Source organism: Acinetobacter seohaensis (assembly GCF_056431365.1).
The window spans coordinates 14157-35064 of sequence record NZ_JBWKMK010000138.1; the positions used below are offsets into that span (position 1 = coordinate 14157).

Sequence of the window (20908 nt, forward strand, 5' to 3'; positions counted from 1 at the left end):
ATAAACTGGCAACTTTTATGGAATATCCCACTTTTATTGTGATTCGATTCCACGCTTTTCATTTCATTTATAGCACTTTGATGCGTAATTTTTGATGGGGTAAATACGAGATACTATCTCAGCTATCCTCTACAATGCCTGCCAAACCGTAATTGAAAAAGATTCAACATTTTATTACCCAAAAGCCTATTATTTTGTGCTAAATAAGGTGAGTTCAAAGTCATAATTATTATTGAGTGAATGCTATTTATGAAAAATCGCAACTTAAAAAAAGGTTTATATGCGGCTGTTTTTACTATGGCAACTGTGCAGACTCAAGCAGCACCACCAGTAGACTTTTCTAATTTGGTTGAGCAGGTCAGTCCTGCGGTGGTGAGTGTCAATGTTGTCAAAAAAATGAGTCAGGAAGAACTCTTACAACAACAAGTTCCAGAAATTTTACGCCGTTTTTTTGGCAATCAAGTGATTATTCCCCAACAGCAAATTCCACAAGAAAAAACAGGTTATGGCAGTGCCTTTTTTATCAGTAAAGATGGATACCTTTTAACCAATCACCACGTTGTTGAAGATGCTTCTAAAGTTACCATTGTACTGAATGACCGCCGTGAACTTGATGCAACTGTTGTGGGGAGCGATGAACGTACCGATGTCGCGTTATTAAAAGTGCAGGGCAGCAGTTATCCAGAACTGCGTACAGGCAATGTCGATCAATTACGTGTAGGTGAGCCTGTACTTGCGATTGGTTCACCATTTGGCTTTGACTATTCTGCATCGGCAGGAATCGTGAGTGCCAAAATGCGTAATATGATGGGTGAAACTTCAGTGCCATTTATTCAGACCGATGTGGCGCTTAACCCAGGTAACTCAGGCGGGCCACTATTTAACCAGCGCGGTGAAGTGGTCGGCGTGAACTCCCGTATTTTTAGTGGTACGGGTGGTTATATGGGCTTGTCATTCTCCATTCCTATTGATGTTGCCATAGATGTTGCCGATCAGTTAAAGCGTAACGGTAAAGTGACTCGTTCTTATTTAGGGGTGAGTTTGCAAGATATTGACCGCAATTTGGCAGAATCTTATAAACTCAGTAAGCCTGAAGGTTCATTAATTACTCAAGTTGCACCAAACTCACCTGCGGCACGTGCAGGTTTGCGCGCGGGCGATGTGATTCTTAAATACAACGGCACACCTATTTCCAGAACGTCTGAATTGTTGAACTATTTAAACCGTTCAGTGCCAAATCAAAGTATTCAGCTTGAAGTATTACGCGATGATAAACGCCGTAATATTACCGCTACGGTGAGCACAGCACCTGACGACACGCCTGCCAAAAACAACCCTGACACAGCAGCCAAAGGCCCTGTTTTAGGGGTGTCGATTCGTGATTTAAGCGTTGCAGAACAACGCCAATTAGATATTAAAGGCGGTGTGCTGATTCAGGAAGTGCGTCGTGGTGGTTCGGCAGCTCAGGCACGTATTATGCCAGGTGATGTGATTGTGCAACTGAATAACACCACTATCCAAAATGCCAATCAATTTGTTGAAACAGTATCTACCTTGAAACAAGGTACAATTGCGCGTGTGGTGATTATCCGTCAAGGGCAACGTGCGATTATTGGCATGCGTATTCAATAAGTTGATGTGGCATAAAATCGTAAATCTATCTAAAATTTAGAATCTTGCTAAACTTTAAATAGCCACTTATTTTAAGGAAGTCGCTCTTGAATTAGGGCGACTTTTTTATGTAACTCGGTATTTTTGTTAGACTAGACCGACATCGCCGTTTTAGTTAAAAGGATGACATGAGCAGCATATTTGATTTAAAAATCACCGTACAGCCAGAACATATTGATATTTTAGGGCATGTCAATAATGTGGTGTATGTGCAGTGGATGCAGGATGTAGCATCGGCACATATCGAAACATTAGGTTTAGGGGTGCTGGAATACTTAAAACTAAAACATGCAATGGTGGCGGTGGAACATCATGTGCAATATCGTAAAGCGGCACTCGAAGGTGAGGAGCTGATTTTGCGTACATGGTTAAGTGATTTGAATGCGTTGTATTCATTCCGCCAATATGCGTTTTATCGCCCTCAAGATAAAAGTCTGCTGTTTATGGGCAATACACAATGGGCTTGTGTGGAAATTGCTACAGGTCGTCCAAAACGCATGTCACCGACATTTACGCAAGCCTATCAACCCCTGGCTGCTGATGTGAATCCGTTGGATTTTAGTGAGTATGATTCATTAAGATGAGTTGAAGCACCAAGTGTAGCGTCATTGAAAGTTGCTGCATGTTATTGCTGTCGATGTTGTTAAAGAGGGTATTCACCTGTTTCAAATAGCATGAAGTATTCTTCAATTCTCACTTTAATTACGACACACATCTCTGCATAAAAAGCCTAAAACTCTCGAATAAAAAGAAAAACGCGTGAGGCTGCAAAAGGAAGTCATTATTATGGATACATTGAAAAATCCATCTGCTATAATCCTTCGCAATTTCTATTCGGCTTTTGCTCTGCATGAATTTTGAGGTGCAGAGCGTGTTATTTTTCAAGGTAACCCATGGCGCAAGCTAAAAAAACTGTTGATATTAAAAACATCCGTAACTTTTCGATCATTGCCCATATTGACCATGGTAAATCGACTCTAGCAGATCGTTTCATTCAAACCTGTGGTGGTTTACAAGATCGTGAGATGCAAGCTCAGGTGTTGGATTCTATGGAGCTTGAGCGTGAGCGTGGGATTACCATTAAAGCCACCTCAGTGACTTTATACTACAACCATCCAAATGGTCAGGAATACCAGTTAAACTTCATTGATACCCCGGGACACGTTGACTTTTCCTATGAAGTATCACGTTCTTTGGCAGCTTGTGAAGGTGCGCTATTGGTAGTCGATGCGGCACAAGGGGTGGAAGCGCAATCAGTTGCAAACTGCTATACCGCAATTGAGCAAGGCTTAGAAGTTTTACCTGTACTGAATAAAATTGATTTACCGCAGGCAGAACCTGAGCGCGTGATTCATGAAATTGAAGAAATTATTGGTATCGAAGCGCAAGATGCACCCACCTGTTCGGCTAAAACAGGTTTAGGCATCGACAATGTATTAGAAACCTTGGTGAATGTCATTCCTGCACCACAAGGTGATCGTGATGCGCCATTGCAAGCCTTAATTATTGACTCATGGTTTGATAACTATTTGGGCGTTGTGTCGCTGGTACGTATCAAGCAAGGTCGCGTGCGTAAAGGCGATAAAATGTTGATGAAATCGACAGGTCAAACGCACATTATTACCTCAGTTGGTATTTTTAATCCAAAACATACCGAAACAGGTATTTTGGAAGCAGGTGAAGTTGGCTTTGTTATTGCGGGTATTAAAGATATTTTTGGTGCGCCAGTGGGTGATACCATCACACTCGCAACTACACCAGAAGTAGAAACCTTACCAGGCTTTAAAAAAGTTAAGCCGCAGGTTTATGCAGGTTTATTCCCAATTGATGCCAGCGACTTTGAACCGTTCCGTGAAGCCTTGCACAAACTACAAATTAACGACTCAGCTTTGTTCTTTGAACCTGAAAGTTCAGATGCTTTAGGCTTTGGTTTCCGTTGTGGTTTCTTGGGCATGTTGCACATGGAAATCGTACAAGAGCGTTTAGAGCGTGAGTACGATTTAGACCTAATTTCATCGGCACCAACGGTTATTTATGAAGCCGTGATGAAAAATGGCGAAACGGTGTATATCGACAGTCCATCTAAAATGCCTGATGGTTCAACTGTAGAAGATTTACGTGAACCGATTGCGGAATGTCATATTTTAGTGCCGCAAGAATACTTGGGTAACGTCATGACCCTATGTATTGAGCGTCGTGGTGTGCAAAAAGACATGAAATTCTTGGGTAACCAAGTGTCCATTACTTTTGAAATTCCGATGGCAGAAGTCGTGATGGACTTCTTTGATAAATTGAAGTCATTTTCACGTGGTTTTGCATCGTTAGATTATAACTTTGTCCGTTTTGAAAGCTCATCTTTGGTTAAAGTCGATGTACTGATTAACGGTGAAAAAGTCGATGCCTTAGCTATGATTTGCCACCGTCAAGATGCACGTCACCGTGGTATTGCCTTGGTTGAAAAAATGAAAGACTTGATTCCGCGTCAAATGTTTGATGTGGCTATTCAGGCTGCGATTGGTGCGCAAATTATTGCGCGTTCAACCGTGAAAGCGATGCGTAAAAACGTACTTGCGAAGTGTTATGGCGGTGACGTTTCTCGTAAGAAGAAACTACTTGCCAAGCAAAAAGAAGGTAAGAAACGTATGAAGCAAGTGGGAAGTGTTGAAATCCCGCAAGAAGCTTTCTTAGCTGTACTTAAAGTCGAACGCTAAAATTATAAGGATAATAAACCCATGGATTTCGATTTTAATTTGATTCTCGTTCCTGCCACATTATTTTTTATTGCGGTGTGGCTGCTCGATAAATTTGTATTTAAGCAAAGAGCAACGAAAGGGCGAGGCAATGAAAACTTCATTATCACATGGGCTTATGATTTTTGGCCTGTTTTGGCAGTGGTGATGGTACTGCGTTCATTCCTGTATGAACCATTTAATATTCCGTCAGATTCTATGGTGCCAACCTTAGAAACGGGCGATTTTATTTTGGTGAACAAGTTTGAATATGGCGTGCGTTTGCCAATTATTAACAGCAAAATTATAGATGTGGGTTCGCCTGAGCGTGGCGAAGTTGCGGTGTTCCGTTATCCACCACAACCAAGCATTAGTTATATTAAGCGTATTGTCGGTTTACCAGGCGATCATATTGTTTATGATCATGGTCAGCTGAGCATTAATGGCGAGAAAGTAACGAAAACCCCAATCCAGTTTAGCCGTGAAAAAGACAGTCTAGATACACCTACTTCAATTTACCATCAGGAAACTTTAGGGGCGCATACATTTACCATGCGCGAGCTTGAAGGTGTAAACGTGGCGCGTCAGGCACCATTCCTGAACTATGTAGACAATGGTAAATATTCAGCAGAAAATGGTTTATATTGGGAAGTCAAAGTACCTGAAGGTCATTACTTCGCGATGGGGGATAACCGCGATCAAAGTGCTGACAGTCGTTTTTGGGGTTTTGTACCAGAGGAAAACCTAACAGGTCGTGCATTCTATGTGTGGATGCATAAAGAGCCTGGGTTTAATTTGCCGTCATTTAGTCGTAACGGCAAAATTGATTAATACAGCAGATTAGGAAAATAAAAAATGCGTCATCAACAAGGGGCATCCTATATTGCAATTTTAATTGCAATTATTGGTTTTGCATTTATGGCAAAAGTGGCAATTGCGGTTTGGGGACCATATTTCGATGATCGAATGTTGGACAATCAAATTGAAGAGCAATTGTTGAATGGGCCAAAAAACCTATCACCACAAAAGTTTATTGGTGAAATGGACAAGCGTTTAAGCATGAACAACATTCGCGATATTAAATTTGCAGATGTGGCTCAAGTGACTAACGTCGATGGTTTAGAAGTGAAAAAAGAATATGAAATAAGAAAACCTTTCTTATTGAATATTGATATTGTAATGAAGTTCGAGAAAAGTTTTGATCAAAGCTCAGTCCAAGCTAAATGAGACCCGTCTAGCCAGCCGAATCGGTTATCAGTTTAAGCAACCTGAATTGCTTAAATTGGCTTTGACTCACCGCTCGGTGAGTCATAAACACAATTACGAACGTCTGGAATTTCTAGGCGATTCGTTGTTGGGAATGATTGTTGCCAATTATTTATATGTGGCTTATCCACATGAAAATGAAGGGCGTTTAACGCGCATGCGGGCAACACTGGTGCGTCAGGAAGCCTTAGGTAAAATTGCCAATGATTTAAAGCTCAGCCAAAATTTAATTCTCAGTACAGGTGAATTGAAATCTGGTGGTCATCATCGTGAGTCTATACTGGCGGATACCGTAGAAGCGATTATTGGCGCCATTTATGTCGATAGCGGTGATTTGAATTTGCTGCAAACGATTGTGCTAAAATGGTATAGCCCTTATTTAGATCATATTGAGCCAACCGATCAACTCAAAGACCCTAAATCACGCTTACAAGAGTATTTACAAGCACGTAAAAAACCTCTCCCGGTTTACGAGGTTGTAGATATTCAGGGCGATGCACCGAATCAGCATTTCATTGTGGAATGCCGAGTCGATAGTTTGCCTGTAATGAAGGGTGAAGGTTCAAGCCGTCGCTTTGCCGAGCAGGCAGTTGCGGCAGATATTTTAAAATTCTTGGAGCAAAAGTCTGAATGACCATCCATTCCGATCACGTAGATGCTGATCACGAGTCGAATAACGACGCCAATGACCTGATTAACCAATTCTTTAGCGGTCAGGGAACTGAAATTCCATCTGATTTCCGCAGTGGTTTTGTTGCGATTGTTGGTCGCCCGAATGTGGGTAAATCAACCCTCATGAACCATTTGTTAGGTCAAAAACTATCCATTACTTCACGTAAGCCACAAACCACACGTCACAAAATTGTGGGAATTGATTCACGTGAAAAATCTCAGGCTGTGTTTGTAGATACACCTGGGATGCACAAAAAAGAAGTACGTGCCATCAACAAAATGATGAACCGTGCTGCATCTTCTGCTTTGCGCGATGTAAATTTAGTTCTGTTTGTGGTGGATGCACAAAAGTGGACTCAAAATGATGAACTGGTTTTGGAAAAACTGAAAAATGCAGAAATGCCAGTGATTCTAGTCATCAACAAACTTGATACTTTTGAAAATAAAAATCAGGCTTTGCCGATTATTCAAGAACGTGCCAAGTTAATGAACTTTGCCGAAATTGTACCTGTATCGGCATTGCGCGGCGCGAACCTAGATCATTTGCGTGACACGATTGAACGCTATTTGCCATTCCAGCCACCGTTGTATTCGCTAGATCAAATCACAGACCGTTCAGAACGTTTCTTGGCCTCTGAAATTATCCGTGAAAAGATCATGCGCCAATTGGGCGAAGAACTGCCTTACGATTTAACCGTGCAAATCGAATCATTTAAAACTGAAGATGCGGTTTTAAATGAAAAAACGGGTCGTATGAAAGCGCCATGTACCTATATTGATGCCACTATTTTTGTAGATCGCCCTGGTCAAAAAGCCATTGTGATTGGCGAAAAAGGCGCGAAGCTGAAAAAAATTGGTATGGATGCACGGGTCGACATGGAAAAAATGTTCGAGCAAAAAATTATGCTGACGCTTTGGGTGAAAGTCAAAGGTGGTTGGTCTGATGATGAACGTGCATTAAAAAGCTTAGGATATAGTGATATCTAAGTTTGACGAAAAGGGAACTGTGATGATGAAAGTGTTGGCCATTGTGGCATGTATGTTTGTCTTGCAAGGTTGTATTCACAAAGTTGTGACAGTTCCCGTAAAAGTTGCCTACAAAACCACAAAAGGTGTGGTGAAAGGCACGGCTGCTGTAGTCGGTGCTGTCATTCCAGATGGTGATGAAGAAAAATCCAAACAAGAACCTGCTAAAGAACAGGATTAATTGACGCTATCATGCGTAATGAAATCTTGCATGGTTATTTAATCCATCATCGAAAATACCGCGAACGTAGCCATATTGTGCACTTGTTTACCCGCGAACATGGGCGGGTTGATGGTATTTTAAGACAAATGCCACCACCGCAATATCAACCGATTCGTATTCAGGCTTCGGGAAAATCAGAGCTTAAAAACTTCACCAAACTGGAAATTGTCAATCAGCCTGTTTTTTTCTTTGGCGATGCATTTTTTTCAGGTTTTTATTTAAATGAAATTGTGTTGCGCTTGTGTTCGGTCGAAGTCGAAATGCCTGAAACTTTTGTGCAATATCATCAGACTTTGGCGCATTTACAACATTTATCTAGTCAAGAAAATCCCAATCTATTCTTAAGACAAATTTTACGTCAGTTTGAACATGCATTATTGGAAGAATTAGGCTATGCGATTGATTTTTCAGTCGATGCGAACCAAGAGCCGATTCAGCCCAATCTACATTATCATTTTCAACTGAATGATGGTTTTATCCCTACTACACAAGCTTCACGAGCCAATTTGCTTGGCGCACAGATCCTCAGTATGTGCGACTATGAAAAAGGTAGGGATTTTAACCCAGAGCAGTTACAATTACTGTCTCGGCTGTATCGACAAATGATTAGTTCACTGTTGGGTGATCGACCTTTAAAAAGTCGCCAATTGTGGATTCAGAATTCTCAAACCCAAGCGTAATGTAGGAACCTATTATGGCTTTACTCGGTGTCAATATTGACCATGTGGCAACTTTAAGACAAGCGCGTGGCACGAACTATCCAGACCCTGTGAAGGCCGCATTAGTTTGTGAACAGGCGGGTGCAGAGGGGATTACTTTGCATTTGCGTGAAGACCGTCGTCATATTCAGGATGATGATGTGCGTCGTATGCGTCCGTTGCTAAAAACTCGTATGAATTTGGAAATGGCAGTTACTGAAGAAATGATCGAGTTTGCCAAAGAAATTCGTCCACAGCATGTATGTTTGGTACCTGAGCGCCGTGAAGAAGTAACCACTGAAGGTGGTTTGGATGTAGTAGGCAATTTTGCAGCAGTTAAGGCCGCTACTCAGGAATTAACAGCAATTGGCTGTGATGTGTCACTGTTTATTGATGCAGATCTTGCACAAATTGATGCGGCCGTTGCATGTGGTGCACCGACCATTGAAATTCATACAGGCGCGTATGCCAATGCAGAAAATGAAGCTGCACAGCAAGCCGAATTGACCCGTATTGTTCAGGGCGTAGAATATGCAGCTAGCCGTGGCTTAGTGATTAATGCAGGGCATGGCTTGAACTTGGACAATGTAGGTGCAATTGCCGCTATTCAACACATCCATGAGTTAAATATTGGTCATGCTTTAATTGGTGATGCTGTATTTGTCGGCTTGGAGCAGGCTGTTAAACGCATGAAAGCCGCGATTGATGCAGCGCGTTAATCTGTATATTTGAAATTGAAAGATAAAATTTGAAACGTTATGTCCAGCATAAATTATGATGAATTGATGCAGCCTGTGATAGCATTTTTAGGCTGCGAAACACCCAAAGAATGGTTGAACGAAGCATTAAATAATTTAGATATTTTGATGCAAGATCATGCTAACTGTGAGAAAAAAGCAGCAGGCACAGCCATGAATCTGATGTTTCGTTACAGCTTTTTTACCGATTTGCAGGTCAAACTGGCACAGTTGGTACGCGAAGAAATGCTGCATTATGAGCAGGTGCTAGAGTTCATGGCAAAGCGTGGGCAAATGTGGCAGGGTTTAAGTGCAGGGCGTTATGCAGGCGGTTTACGTAAAGAAATCCGTACCTATGAACCTGAAGCACTAATTGATGTTTTGGTGATAGGTGCCTTTGTAGAAGCACGTTCATGCGAGCGGTTTTATGCGCTTGCGCCATTGGTAGATGAAGAATTAGGTAAGTATTACCGTTATTTACTGAAATCAGAATCACGGCATTATGAAGATTATTTGGCACTGGCTTTGGATGTAGCAAAAACAGCAAAACTGAAAAACCCTGAAGAAGATATTCAGGGGCGAATTCAGTATATACGTGAAGTGGAAAAGAATCTGATTTTAAGTCCAGATGATTTGTTCCGTTTCCATAGTGGCGTGCCTGTGCAAGCCGCTTAAAACTTGTAGATGATCTAAGATAGAAAACGGAACTTCGGTTCCGTTTTTTTATCAATCAAGTTATTGCTTAGGTATTTTGATTGTGGATTGTTGCCTAAGTCACTTAGAAATGATCAAGGCTAAGATTAGGAATTACATTAAGCTGAATTGCCCAAAACAGTTACATTCATCTTTTTGAACGATTAAGGCATGAATCGCTGCTTGGTTATTTACAGACCACATCATCCATAAATTTTAGGCAATAAAAAACCCAAGTCGTTATGCTTGGGCTTTTTAGAATTTGGCTCTCCCACCTGGGCTCGAACCAGGGACCTGCGGATTAACAGTCCGTCGCTCTACCGACTGAGCTATGGGAGAATCTGAATGCGATTATAAGCAGATTTAAGCAAGGGTCAAGCATAAATTGTCATGTTTCTTTCATTTTGACTTTATATGCTTTTTATTTGAACAAAAAACAAAATTTTATTAAAAAATCACCCACAAGACTTGCGTTACACAAAATCGGTTGTTAGTCTGAGTGACAGAACAAAGCGTTTAAGTAGCATCTTAAACAGTGTGGATTTAACCCAACTTGCCAGCACTAAAATGGCTAAATCGGAGTAAGCGAATGAATACGCTCAGCATTTCTGACATTTTTTCTCAATTTTCTTATTATCAAGAACATTATCTTTCTATCTTGTCTACGCCTGAACAATACTACATTGCTGTAGAAGGCGCATATATTCATGTCTGGCCTTTAGCACCTCAAGATTTGTATTTGGGCGATTTATTGCAATTGTGGTTTAGTGAAAAATGGCTCATTCAATCATCCTGCCAATTGCTTTCAGACCATCCAGACAACGGCACCAAAAAACCATTACAGCGTGATCATGATTTATATTTGTACCAACTGGCGGGTAGTGCGCTTTCGGGGAGCAACCGTTCACGCGTGTGGTCTGTGTCTGAACAAAAACAATTGCGTGTAGAATTAGACTCTGCTTTTCGCTATTTATGTGAATATAAAGCGACAACTCAACCTGTAGTGTCTAAATCAGAGTTGATCGCAGCATTGAAAAACAGTATCTAATCTAAATAGTATTTAATCTAAGATGATTTATCATTTCAGCCAAATAGATTTGTATTGAATTGAGCGAAATGACTTGCACTAAAATAGTGTTCTAAACTGCGATAAAGATTTGCGAACAGCTTGAAAAGGATATTCAGCCGTGTGGATTAAAATATGCATTGCCATGCTCGCATTTGCTGCAAATTCTTTGCTGTGTCGTTTGGCATTGGCTGAACAGCAAATTGACCCTATGAGTTTTAGTTTGCTCAGGGTTGGCAGTGGGGCAGTGTGCTTAGGCATATTCTATGCTGTTTTGCAGGTTCAACAACCAATTCAATTCCAATGGAAATCTGCATTAAGCCTTGCTGTATATCTGCTCGGTTTTTCGTTAGCATATTTGCATATAGATGCAGGCATTGGTGCATTGATTCTATTTGGCGCAGTGCAAATCACCATGATCAGTTATGCAATTTTGCATGGTGAGCGTATGACTTTGCCGCGCTGGGTCGGGTTAGGTTGTGCTATATTGGGGATGGGTTTGTTGCTATTGCCTGAAGCCAGTACGCCAACGTTCAAATATGCATTGATGATGTTACTGGCAGGTATTGCATGGGGTTTTTACAGTATTGCTGCAAAGACGATGCAGCATGCTTTAACCAATACTCTATCTAATTTCATTCTGGCGACACCACTTGTTGCTGTATTTTTTCTTTGGCATTTACCTGAAAGTTTTATCACTTGGCAGGGTTTGGTTTTGGCAGTGTTGTCGGGTGCATTGGCTTCGGCTGGCGCGTATGTGTTGTGGTACAGCATTGTAAAAAAAATTGATCACATTACCGCAAGTACTGTGCAACTTTCTGTACCGTGTTTGGCGATTTTAGGCGGTGTGATTTTTTTAGGTGAACAACTCACCCTGTTGATGGTCGTGGCAACCTTGATCGTGTTGTGTGGTATTTTGATGGTGATTTTAACCAAACCTCGTGTATAAAACCGTTTAGATTGCTGTTGTTTTGATTTTTTTGTATTGGAATTTTTATATCAATCAAGAAATGATCTTGAGGCTTTTTAAAAGCGTTATTTGTGATCTCTCTCCTCAGAAATGAGGAAAAATGATGAGTGAAAAAACGTAATTAAAACAAAAACCCACGATTCAATCGTGGGTTTTGTTCATCTAAACAGGTTTAGATTATTTGGCAGCTTTTTCAGCTTCGATTGAAGCAATCGCTTCATCTACACCTTCAATTGATTCTGCTGCTTTTTTGATACGTGCAAGCGCATCTACAAGCACTTCGTCTGCAGTTGCATAAGAAATACGCATGAAACCGCCTAAACCGAACGCATCACCAGGAACAACGGCAACACCAGTTTCTTCCAATAACCAAGCAGAGAATTCTGTGCAAGATTTTAAGCCTTTCGCACGAATTAATGGTTTGATGTTTGCATACGCATAGAACGCGCCATCTGCAGGTAAGCAAGAAATACCTTTGATGTCATTCAAGCCATTTACAACTAAGTCATGACGGCGTTTGAATGCTTCAACCATTGGCTCAAGTACGTCTTGTGGGCCGTTCAATGCAGCTTCTGCAGCAACTTGCGAAATAGAAGTTGGGTTAGAAGTCGATTGAGATTGAATTTTCTTCATCGCACCAATTAGTTTAGCAGGGCCCGCTGCATAGCCAATACGCCAGCCAGTCATTGCATAAGCTTTAGACACACCGTTTAATACGATTGTGCGGTCATAAAGGTCTGGTGCAACTGTTGCGATGTTATAGAACTCATCATCCCAACGGATTGGTTCATACATATCGTCAGATGCAATGAATACTTCAGGGTATTTACGTAGTACAGCAGCCAAAGCTTCTAATTCAGCTTTGGTGTAGATCATACCTGTAGGGTTAGATGGGCTGTTTAACACCACTAAACGTGTTTTGTCAGTGATCGCAGCTTCTAATTGTTCAGGCGTGATTTTGAAACGTTGTTCTTCACCACATTCCACAATGACTGGCACGCCTTCAGCAATAATCACCATATCTGGATAGCTTACCCAGAACGGTGCAGGGATAATCACTTCATCACCCTTGTTTAACAAAGCCAACGCCAAGTTAAAGAATGATTGCTTACCACCACAAGACACCAAAATTTGGTTCGCTTGGTAGTCAAGATTATTGTCACGTTTTAATTTTGCGATAATGGCTTTTTTAAGACCAGGCGTACCGTCAACAGCAGTATATTTTGTAAAACCGTTATTAATTGCTGCAATAGCTGCATCTTTGATGTGTTGTGGTGTATCGAAATCCGGTTCACCTGCACCCAAACCAATAACGTTATGACCCGCAGCTTTAAGTTCAGCGGCTTTATTGGTTACTGCAAGTGTTGGGGACGGTTTGATGGCATTGACACGATCAGAGAGACGTACGTCCACGGCATATTCCTTCTTATAGGGATAAAAAAATAAAAAGCATATTATCTTAGCTTAAATTCGATGTCTGCGTCGTTTAAAATTGCATCAAATTAATAAAAAATCACCAAATTAGACCAATTTCCTATGAAATCGTGATTAAAACTGCTGTGAGGTGGAAGTTTCTCGCATCGGGCGGCAAAAAACTTTAAAATAGTCCAAATTTTATAAGAGTGATGGTCATGAGTAAGCAGCAGCCTACTTCAAAAAAACCATTGGTGAATCTCCCATTCCCAATGCCAAATACAGCGCAGGATAATGATCAGGCGGTACATAATTCAGTGCGTCCTAAACCTGAGCAATATGCCGATAAGACTTGGCCACCGCCACGTGGTACTCGTCGTTCGATGGGTAAGCGCTAAAAAAAATGCCACAATTACGTGGCATTTTTTATTGATGGGGATTTAAAAGTATTGAAATTAACGAACATGCTTACGCGCTTTGTTGGCAGGTTTTGGCGGCGAGATTTCACGTACGCCATGCCATACATCGCTAAAATCTTGCTCGTTGATATTATACAATTCCAATAAAGCCAAAATCGCTGCACCAAATAGCATTGGGCCTTCTGAATTATTTTGGAACTCGAATACCTTACCATTTAAGTTGTGCAAAATATCCTGAATTTCAAAGACCCGATCACGCCCATTGCTGTCAGTTGGGTACATTTGTGTATTCAATATGATTTTAGCCAAGGCTTTTTCATTATCGCTCAATGCCAAGACTTCAATTAATTCATCGGTGGCAGGGGTAAAAATCACAGAATCACGGTAAATGGTGTGTAGTAATTTTTGCGTTAGTTTAGGCAATGCTTTTTCGACAAAAGGACGAAACGACGCAGGAAAAATCACATTATGGGCAATGCCTTTAAACATAGGGGCAATTTCTTCAACCGTATAACCTGCAATACCACAACCAATTGAAGTTAAAAAATACTTCATTTTAGGATGGTTTTTGGCATAGATTTTAAAGTCATCCACATAGTGCTGAATTTGCGATAGTGGCATTTGTTGTAAATGTTCATTCATGGTTGGAATGGCAAAACTTTGTCCTGCCCAACCGCGCCCGACGCCTTCAACGGCACCAAAAAATTCTTTGGCTGTTCGTGCTGCACCACCTGCATGTTGTCCTGCCATGTTACTGCCAAATACGAAAACAGTATCTTCAGGGAGGCTTTTGATAATTGATTCGTCGTGATATTGGTAAGTCATGAATGTGTGCTTTTATGGTTGTCGTCCTGAAATTTCATGTTGCCTTTGAATAGCCAGTGGGTCAAGTCTTAAAGCAGTTTCCCCGTGCTCAATTTAGTCGTAGCACATCTTCGTTCTAACAGCGTCCAATACAGAATTAAAACCGAGCAATGGCTTTGTAGCTACGCAACATCGCCACAACATATTCGGATGTCCTGAGTGTAGGCAAATCTGCTAAAATATTAGGTCGCATCAAACCTGAGAGCTGCATTTGTGAGTGATAAGCAACCTTTCGATTTAGTCACCAACTATCAACCTGCGGGTGACCAACCACAAGCCATTGAAAAATTGGTTCAAGGGATAGAACAGGGCTATCATGATCAGCTATTACTTGGGGTTACAGGCTCAGGTAAGACTTATACCATGGCCAATGTGATTGCCAGAACACAGCGTCCGACCATTGTCATGGCACATAACAAAACGCTGGCAGCGCAGTTGTATGGTGAGTTTAAAGCGTTCTTTCCGAACAACGCAGTCGAATATTTTGTCAGTTATTATGACTATTATCAGCCTGAAGCCTATGTACCATCTTCCGATACTTTTATTGAAAAAGATGCGGCTATTAATGATCATATTGACCAAATGCGACTCTCGGCCACACGTGCTTTGCTAGAGCGTCGTGATGCCATTATTGTCGCATCGGTATCTGCAATTTACGGTTTGGGTGACCCCAATGCTTATATGAGCATGTTGCTGCATGTGGTGCAAGGTGATCGGGTGAATCGTGATGATTTGATCCGTCGTTTGGTGGAAATGCAATATAGCCGTAATGAGCTAGAGTTTTTGCGCGGTACTTACCGTATTCGTGGTGAAATTTTAGATATTTTCCCTGCTGAATCTGATCAGCATGCTATTCGCATAGAATTATTTGATGATGAAGTCGATTCGATTCGTTGGTTTGATCCACTCACAGGCAAATTGGTGCGTAAAGTGCCGCGCGTGACTATTTATCCTAAAAGTCACTATGTTACGCCTAAGGATAATTTGGAACGTGCGATTGGTACCATTAAAGAAGAACTAAAAGAGCGTTTGGTGTTTTTTCGCGAACATGACAAATTGCTAGAAGCGCAGCGCATAGAACAACGTACCCGCTATGATTTAGAAATGATGCAGCAATTGGGCTATACCAACGGCATCGAAAACTATTCACGACATTTGTCTGGACGACCTGCAGGCGAAGCACCGCCCACTTTGTTTGATTATGTACCTGATGATGCCTTGCTGATTATTGATGAATCGCACGTGACCGTTCCGCAAATTGGCGCGATGTATAAAGGTGACCGATCACGTAAAGAAAACTTGGTGAATTATGGTTTCCGTTTACCTAGTGCGTTAGACAACCGTCCAATGAAATTTGAAGAATGGGAGCGCATCGTCCCATCCACAATTTATGTGAGCGCTACACCTGCACAATATGAGTTGGAAAAATCGCAACAAATTGTAGAGCAAGTGGTGCGTCCAACAGGATTGATTGACCCAGAAATTGAAATTCGTCCTGTGTTAACGCAGGTGGATGATGTGCTGTCTGAAATCAATTTGCGTAAAGAATTGAATGAGCGGGTGTTGGTCACCACTTTAACCAAACGCATGGCTGAAGATTTAACCTCATATTTAAAAGAATACGGTATTCAAGTGGCTTATTTACACTCAGATATTGATACCGTGGAGCGGGTTAAAATTATTCACGAATTGCGTACAGGTGTGCATGATGTACTGGTTGGCATTAACTTGTTGCGTGAAGGTCTGGATATGCCAGAAGTCTCTTTAGTGGCTATTTTAGATGCCGATAAAGAAGGTTTTTTACGCTCGGAACGTTCATTGATTCAAACTATTGGACGTGCAGCACGTAACTTAAAAGGCAAAGCAATTTTATATGCAGACCGCATTACGGACTCTATGCAAAAAGCCATAGATGAAACAGACCGTCGTCGTGCTAAACAGATTGAATTTAATACCTTACACGGTATTACACCTCGCAGTGCCGTGCGTCAGGTCATTAAAGAAATTGATACGGGCGAAGTGCTGAATGATGAACAGGTCGATGAAAAAATCAATGCACAAAGCCGTGCTTTGAGTGCCGATGAACAGCATATTTTGGCCGATCCTAAACTGTATGCCAAACATATTGCCAAACTTGAAAAAGAGATGTTGAAAGCATCTAAAGAACTGCAATTTGAACAAGCGGCTCGTTTACGTGATGAAATTTTGCGTTTAAAAGCGCAAATGTTGCAATCTGGCTAAATTGGGGCGAATTGCACTGTCAGTGTAAGTGCGAATTTGCATACTAAACTTGCTATGTAAAATTTGAGTTGCAAAAATTACATATCCATACAGTAAATTGAAATGCTTGCGGTTATTTTTGAAGAAGATAAACAAAATTGACTGAACATTAGAGTTTAGAGGTTGGGACAATGGCTAAAAAACTTCCGTTTGCAGGTGCGCGACTTGCCAAAATTGCCCTTGGTGGTGTGGTGCTGATTGGTTTGGGTGCTGCGACTATGGCATATTCCAAAACCAATGAACCGATGAAAACGGTAGAAAAAGTCGAATTAGATAAATATTTAGGCGTTTGGTATGAGGTTGCAAGAAAGCCTTTATATTTCCAAAACAAATGCGGTTCAAATGTAACAGCAGCATATACATTGAATGAAAATGGCAATGTGCAGGTGGATAACCGTTGTATTGCAAAAGATGGCAAACAAATGCGTGCTTTGGGCGAAGCTTTTGTACAAAATGCGCCTTTTAACAGCAAACTCAAAGTTAGCTTTTTACCTGAAGTCATTCGTTGGTTGCCTGTAGGGCGTGGTGATTATTGGGTGTTAAAGCTAGATGATGACTATCAAACTGCCTTGGTGGGTGAACCACGCCGTAAATATTTATGGGTACTTTCACGTACGCCGCATCCTGATCAGGCTGTCGTGACTGAATATCTGAACTATGCCAAATCACTCGGTTATGACTTAAGTGATGTGATTTATACCAGACATACGCAAACTAAAAAGTCAGACTAAGTTGCAGCAGCTCCAGAGCTACTTATAGATATAAGCAGACAAACGTATGCAGACCAATTGACCACGCAAAAGCTGCGTGGTTTTTTATATCCTGTCATTTTAAATTTTGAACATTCGATCAATCTCTAAAACAACGTATATATGAGTATAATGCCGACTGATATAGGGGAGAGTCGGATGTATAAAGGCATTGCACTATCGGTTTTAGCATCGGTCACTTTTGGGGTGCTGTATTTTTATACCCAATTACTCAAACCTTTAGACAGCGAAGAAACTTTTGCGTGGCGTATGTTGGCAACTTTGCCATTCCTAACTTTGTTTATGTGGTGGTCGGGAGATTTAAAACATATTTCCGCGATTTTTCAGCGGCTCAAACAACAACCACAATTCATACTTTGGCTGATTTTTAGTTCTTTTTTATGCACTACGCAATTGTGGTTATTTTTGTGGGGGCCGATTAACGGGCGTGGTTTGCAGGTTTCTTTGGGTTATTTCTTATTGCCTTTGATCATGGTTTTGCTTGGCTGTGTGCTATATAAAGAAAAGTTATCGACTTGGCAGATGGCAGCAGTTGCCTTAGCCGTGCTAGGTGTCAGTCATGAAATCTGGCGCATTGGCACGGTGGCGTGGGAAACCTTATATGTGGCATTTGCCTATCCTTTATATTTCTTTTTACGTCGGGTCTTTCAAACCGATCACTTGGGCGGGTTTTGGTGGGATTTACTGCTAGTTATTCCTGTCGCGGTATATTTAGGCTTTTATTATAGTGACAGTGTAAATGTCATCGCAGCTTTTCCATATTTAATTTGGTCGGTACTTGGATTGGGCTTTTTAAGTGCATTGGGACTTGGCAGTTATATTTTGGCCAGCCGCCATTTGCCTTTTGTGATTTTTGGTTTACTGAGTTATTTAGAACCTGTGCTGTTGGCTTTTGTGTCTATGTTGTTAGGTGAACGAGTTGAAGCAGGGGAATGGCTGACTTATATCCCAATTTGGTTGGCAGTTGCATTATTGGTGGTTGAAGGGTGCTTGCATTTAAGAAAGCAAAAAATGAATCAGCAAGATTTACAGCGGAAAATTCAACAGTCATCTGAATAATAAAAGCCGTCGTTATGGTGAGATATTCAAATTTCCAAGAGGATAATGAGGTTTGGCATCATCCTCCTTTTCGTCTAAAAAATTGAACTTTTGTTGAAAAAACTAAAATCACAAAAATAATTACAACTATTTTATGAATTTATAGTGAATATATAGGAAAATATTCGGGTCAGTACCAGCTTTTGATTCAATCTTGACGACAATTCCATTACAATTATCGGGTTTTGAAATTCATGCCTAGATATACAATTAATTAGAGGACGTATCTGTGAGCAAAGAGACTATCATCGCCCTACACGCAGAGCACCAAGGTCGCTGGAAAAACCGTGAAGAAATCGCGGAACGTATGATTGCTTTACTCGGTCAGTTGTACCGTGAAAAAAATATCATGGTTTCAGTTTTTGGTCGTTCTTTAGTTAACCGTTCTGTGATTCAAATTTTGAAAGCACACCGTCGTACTCGTATGATGGACGTAGAACTTTCAGTTGTTCACACTTTCCCATTGCTTGAAGCTTTGGCTAAAGTAGACAACATCGGTTCAGCAGAAATCGACTTAGGTAAACTTGCTGTTGAATATAAAGAAAAAGGCGGCGATGTAAATGCATTTGTTGCAGACGCTGTGAAATCTTTAGCGGGCAATCCAACAACTGTAGAAAGCAAAGATGTTGTACTTTACGGTTTTGGTCGTATTGGTCGTATCCTTGCGCGTTTAATCATTGGTCAATCTGGTCTTGGCCGTGGCTTAAACCTTAAAGCAATTGTGGTACGTAAATCGTCTGATGGTGATTTAGAAAAACGCGCGTCTTTATTGCGTCGTGACTCTATTCACGGTCCATTTGCAGGCACGATTTCTGTAGATGAAGAAAATGAAGCAATTATCGCAAATGGTAACTTCATTAAAGTGATCTATGCGTCTAACCCATCTGAAGTAGACTATACGGCTTATGGCATCAACAATGCATTGGTGATTGACAACACAGGTAAATGGCGTGATGCAGAAGGTCTTGCACAACACCTTCAATGCCCAGGTGCTGCACGCGTAATTTTAACTGCACCTGGTAAAGGTGACATGAAAAACGTGGTGTACGGTGTTAACCAAGCAGACATTCTTGATGAAGATACCATTATTTCTGCAGCAAGCTGTACAACAAACGCAATTACACCAACTTTAAAAGTGTTGCATGACAAGTACACTGTTGTGAATGGTCACGTTGAAACTGTTCACTCATTCACTAACGACCAAAACTTGATTGATAACTATCACAAGGCTGATCGTCGTGGTCGCGCAGCAACATTGAACATGGTTATTACCGAAACAGGTGCAGCGAAAGCTGTTGCGAAAGCATTGCCTGCATTACAAGGTAAATTAACAGGTAACTCTGTACGTGTTCCAACGCCAAACGTATCACTTGCAATCTTGAACTTAACGCTTGAGAAAGAAGTAGATCGTGAAGAAGTGAACGAATACATTCGTCAAATTTCAATTCACTCTAATCTTCAAGGTCAAATTGGTTATACCAACTCGACTGAAGTGGTTTCAAGTGACTTCATTGGTTCGCGTACTGCAGGTGTATTTGATGCGCAAGCAACCATTACTTCAGGCAACCGTTTAACTGCTTACGTTTGGTATGACAACGAAGTGGGTTATAGTTGCCAAGTATTGCGTATTGCTGAACAAATGGGCGGCGTAAGCTATCCTAAAGTTCCTGCTGAAACAAATGCATAATTTGTAGATACAGAATTTAAAATCAAAAAGAGCTTCAAATGAAGCTCTTTTTTTTGCATTTATTTCATTCTTAAATATAAGGATGAGTGTTGAAATTTCCACCTAATACGCTATCCTAAACTTACCAAAATAAAGTCTATGCTAAAAAGTAAGTAGATTTGATTTTGCTTTCAAGCTTTCAAAGCCTGAACAATAGAAATAACAGAAGGATACCGTTATGCAATATGCAACCAGTCACTTACTCGGGCAAGTCCTTGCTAAAGATTGTCCATCACGGATTCGTTTAGAACATTTAGCCAATAAATGGTCAATGTTGGTGTTGCATTGTTTAAGCGAAGGTTTGCATCGCTTTAGTGAGCTAAGACAGCGAATTGAAGGGGTGAGTGAAAAAATGCTGGCGCAAACCCTGAAAACTCTTGAGCAAGATGGGTTAATTTTACGTACAGTTTACCCAACGGTGCCGCCTAAAGTGGAATATCAACTCACTTTTGAAGGCTCACAAATTGCAGCAAGAGTGAATCAACTGATTGAGTATTTAGAACAGCATTTGCCTGAAACTTCACAGCAATCTTCTCACTAATGGATTACTCATCTTTTAGGGAAGTCGCTGTAGATGTTCCTACTCC

General features: G+C 41.0%; 21 protein-coding genes and 1 tRNA gene. 19 read left to right on the plus strand and 3 right to left on the minus strand.

What is annotated here, in order from left to right; translation table 11 throughout:
- The first annotated feature begins 249 nt into the window (after positions 1-249).
- The 11 genes from AC07E5_RS13110 (at position 250) to AC07E5_RS13160 (ending at position 9697) form a co-directional block, all read left to right on the plus strand.
- Positions 250-1632 carry a Do family serine endopeptidase gene (locus tag AC07E5_RS13110; RefSeq protein WP_498625631.1) on the plus strand — a complete coding sequence of 461 codons (1383 nt, stop codon included), beginning with the start codon at positions 250-252 and terminating at the stop codon, positions 1630-1632.
- A gap of 167 nt (positions 1633-1799) precedes the next feature.
- Positions 1800-2255, plus strand: coding sequence for an acyl-CoA thioesterase (locus tag AC07E5_RS13115; protein WP_004971726.1), 456 nt, complete (start codon positions 1800-1802; stop codon positions 2253-2255).
- A 309-nt stretch (positions 2256-2564) separates the two neighbouring features.
- Positions 2565-4382, plus strand: coding sequence for a translation elongation factor 4 (gene lepA / locus AC07E5_RS13120; protein ID WP_498625633.1), 1818 nt, complete (start codon positions 2565-2567; stop codon positions 4380-4382).
- A gap of 21 nt (positions 4383-4403) precedes the next feature.
- Positions 4404-5231 carry a signal peptidase I gene (lepB, locus tag AC07E5_RS13125; RefSeq protein WP_004971724.1) on the plus strand — a complete coding sequence of 276 codons (828 nt, stop codon included), beginning with the start codon at positions 4404-4406 and terminating at the stop codon, positions 5229-5231.
- A gap of 24 nt (positions 5232-5255) precedes the next feature.
- The gene (locus AC07E5_RS13130; RefSeq protein ID WP_004971723.1) at positions 5256-5627 is read left to right on the plus strand and encodes a DUF4845 domain-containing protein; all 372 of its coding nucleotides are present in this window, start codon (positions 5256-5258) and stop codon (positions 5625-5627) included.
- Positions 5599-6300 (plus strand): ribonuclease III, encoded by a 702-nt coding sequence (gene rnc / locus AC07E5_RS13135; RefSeq protein WP_004971722.1) that lies wholly within the window; start codon positions 5599-5601, stop codon positions 6298-6300. Before AC07E5_RS13130 ends, rnc begins: the two co-directional genes overlap by 29 nt.
- Positions 6297-7325 (plus strand): GTPase Era, encoded by a 1029-nt coding sequence (gene era / locus AC07E5_RS13140; RefSeq protein WP_218618915.1) that lies wholly within the window; start codon positions 6297-6299, stop codon positions 7323-7325. Before rnc ends, era begins: the two co-directional genes overlap by 4 nt.
- A 22-nt stretch (positions 7326-7347) precedes the next feature.
- The gene (locus tag AC07E5_RS13145; protein WP_498625636.1) at positions 7348-7545 is read left to right on the plus strand and encodes an NF038104 family lipoprotein; all 198 of its coding nucleotides are present in this window, start codon (positions 7348-7350) and stop codon (positions 7543-7545) included.
- An 8-nt stretch (positions 7546-7553) separates the two neighbouring features.
- Positions 7554-8267 carry a DNA repair protein RecO gene (gene recO, locus AC07E5_RS13150; RefSeq protein WP_498625647.1) on the plus strand — a complete coding sequence of 238 codons (714 nt, stop codon included), beginning with the start codon at positions 7554-7556 and terminating at the stop codon, positions 8265-8267.
- A gap of 11 nt (positions 8268-8278) precedes the next feature.
- Positions 8279-9004 carry a pyridoxine 5'-phosphate synthase gene (gene pdxJ / locus AC07E5_RS13155; RefSeq protein ID WP_026438307.1) on the plus strand — a complete coding sequence of 242 codons (726 nt, stop codon included), beginning with the start codon at positions 8279-8281 and terminating at the stop codon, positions 9002-9004.
- 39 nt (positions 9005-9043) lie between these two features.
- Positions 9044-9697, plus strand: coding sequence for a MiaE family protein (locus tag AC07E5_RS13160; RefSeq protein WP_498625638.1), 654 nt, complete (start codon positions 9044-9046; stop codon positions 9695-9697).
- A 281-nt stretch (positions 9698-9978) separates the two neighbouring features.
- On the opposite strand, the gene AC07E5_RS13165 is transcribed toward AC07E5_RS13160, so the two are convergent.
- Positions 9979-10054 (minus strand) — tRNA-Asn (locus tag AC07E5_RS13165).
- Positions 10055-10304: 250 nt separating this feature from the next.
- Between AC07E5_RS13165 and AC07E5_RS13170 the strand changes: the two genes are divergently transcribed.
- Entirely contained in the window at positions 10305-10763 is a 459-nt protein-coding gene (locus AC07E5_RS13170; protein ID WP_180112207.1) for a hypothetical protein, read from the plus strand.
- A gap of 139 nt (positions 10764-10902) precedes the next feature.
- On the plus strand, positions 10903-11730 hold the full coding sequence (locus AC07E5_RS13175) for a DMT family transporter (RefSeq protein ID WP_498625640.1): 828 nt from the start codon (positions 10903-10905) through the stop codon (positions 11728-11730).
- Between the two features lie 198 nt (positions 11731-11928).
- Here AC07E5_RS13175 and AC07E5_RS13180 read toward each other — a convergent pair whose 3' ends face one another.
- Positions 11929-13164, minus strand: a complete 1236-nt coding sequence (locus AC07E5_RS13180) for a pyridoxal phosphate-dependent aminotransferase (RefSeq protein ID WP_004971708.1) — start codon at positions 13162-13164, stop codon at positions 11929-11931.
- A 218-nt stretch (positions 13165-13382) separates the two neighbouring features.
- Here AC07E5_RS13180 and AC07E5_RS13185 point away from each other — a divergent pair, with 218 nt between their 5' ends.
- Positions 13383-13562 (plus strand): hypothetical protein, encoded by a 180-nt coding sequence (locus AC07E5_RS13185; protein ID WP_004971707.1) that lies wholly within the window; start codon positions 13383-13385, stop codon positions 13560-13562.
- Positions 13563-13619: 57 nt separating this feature from the next.
- Here the strand turns inward: AC07E5_RS13185 and AC07E5_RS13190 are convergent, their stop codons facing one another.
- A complete protein-coding gene (locus AC07E5_RS13190) occupies positions 13620-14408 on the minus strand; it encodes an A1S_2505 family phage non-structural protein (protein WP_004971705.1) in 789 nt (262 codons plus the stop codon).
- Positions 14409-14660: 252 nt separating this feature from the next.
- Between AC07E5_RS13190 and uvrB the strand changes: the two genes are divergently transcribed.
- The 5 genes from uvrB to AC07E5_RS13215 all read left to right on the plus strand — a co-directional run bounded on the left by uvrB (position 14661) and on the right by AC07E5_RS13215 (position 20862).
- Positions 14661-16688 carry an excinuclease ABC subunit UvrB gene (gene uvrB / locus AC07E5_RS13195; protein ID WP_498625642.1) on the plus strand — a complete coding sequence of 676 codons (2028 nt, stop codon included), beginning with the start codon at positions 14661-14663 and terminating at the stop codon, positions 16686-16688.
- 170 nt (positions 16689-16858) lie between these two features.
- Positions 16859-17458 (plus strand): lipocalin family protein, encoded by a 600-nt coding sequence (locus tag AC07E5_RS13200; RefSeq protein WP_004971700.1) that lies wholly within the window; start codon positions 16859-16861, stop codon positions 17456-17458.
- A 177-nt stretch (positions 17459-17635) separates the two neighbouring features.
- Positions 17636-18556, plus strand: a complete 921-nt coding sequence (gene rarD, locus AC07E5_RS13205) for an EamA family transporter RarD (protein WP_004971698.1) — start codon at positions 17636-17638, stop codon at positions 18554-18556.
- A gap of 268 nt (positions 18557-18824) precedes the next feature.
- Positions 18825-20282 carry a glyceraldehyde-3-phosphate dehydrogenase gene (locus tag AC07E5_RS13210; protein ID WP_004971695.1) on the plus strand — a complete coding sequence of 486 codons (1458 nt, stop codon included), beginning with the start codon at positions 18825-18827 and terminating at the stop codon, positions 20280-20282.
- A 217-nt stretch (positions 20283-20499) separates the two neighbouring features.
- Entirely contained in the window at positions 20500-20862 is a 363-nt protein-coding gene (locus AC07E5_RS13215) for a winged helix-turn-helix transcriptional regulator (protein ID WP_004971692.1), read from the plus strand.
- Positions 20863-20908 lie beyond the last annotated feature (46 nt).

What these genes read in the sequence shown, in the direction of transcription:
- AC07E5_RS13110 (WP_498625631.1), top strand. Translation starts at nt 250, where the DNA reads ATGAAAAATCGCAACTTAAAAAAAGGTTTATATGCGGCTGTTTTTACT.
- AC07E5_RS13115 (WP_004971726.1), top strand. Translation starts at nt 1,800, where the DNA reads ATGAGCAGCATATTTGATTTAAAAATCACCGTACAGCCAGAACATATT.
- lepA (WP_498625633.1), top strand. Translation starts at nt 2,565, where the DNA reads ATGGCGCAAGCTAAAAAAACTGTTGATATTAAAAACATCCGTAACTTT.
- lepB (WP_004971724.1), top strand. Translation starts at nt 4,404, where the DNA reads ATGGATTTCGATTTTAATTTGATTCTCGTTCCTGCCACATTATTTTTT.
- AC07E5_RS13130 (WP_004971723.1), top strand. Translation starts at nt 5,256, where the DNA reads ATGCGTCATCAACAAGGGGCATCCTATATTGCAATTTTAATTGCAATT.
- era (WP_218618915.1), top strand. Translation starts at nt 6,297, where the DNA reads ATGACCATCCATTCCGATCACGTAGATGCTGATCACGAGTCGAATAAC.
- AC07E5_RS13145 (WP_498625636.1), top strand. Translation starts at nt 7,348, where the DNA reads ATGATGAAAGTGTTGGCCATTGTGGCATGTATGTTTGTCTTGCAAGGT.
- AC07E5_RS13160 (WP_498625638.1), top strand. Translation starts at nt 9,044, where the DNA reads ATGTCCAGCATAAATTATGATGAATTGATGCAGCCTGTGATAGCATTT.
- AC07E5_RS13170 (WP_180112207.1), top strand. Translation starts at nt 10,305, where the DNA reads ATGAATACGCTCAGCATTTCTGACATTTTTTCTCAATTTTCTTATTAT.
- AC07E5_RS13185 (WP_004971707.1), top strand. Translation starts at nt 13,383, where the DNA reads ATGAGTAAGCAGCAGCCTACTTCAAAAAAACCATTGGTGAATCTCCCA.
- AC07E5_RS13190 (WP_004971705.1), bottom strand. Translation starts at nt 14,408, where the DNA reads ATGACTTACCAATATCACGACGAATCAATTATCAAAAGCCTCCCTGAA.
- AC07E5_RS13200 (WP_004971700.1), top strand. Translation starts at nt 16,859, where the DNA reads ATGGCTAAAAAACTTCCGTTTGCAGGTGCGCGACTTGCCAAAATTGCC.
- rarD (WP_004971698.1), top strand. Translation starts at nt 17,636, where the DNA reads ATGTATAAAGGCATTGCACTATCGGTTTTAGCATCGGTCACTTTTGGG.
- AC07E5_RS13215 (WP_004971692.1), top strand. Translation starts at nt 20,500, where the DNA reads ATGCAATATGCAACCAGTCACTTACTCGGGCAAGTCCTTGCTAAAGAT.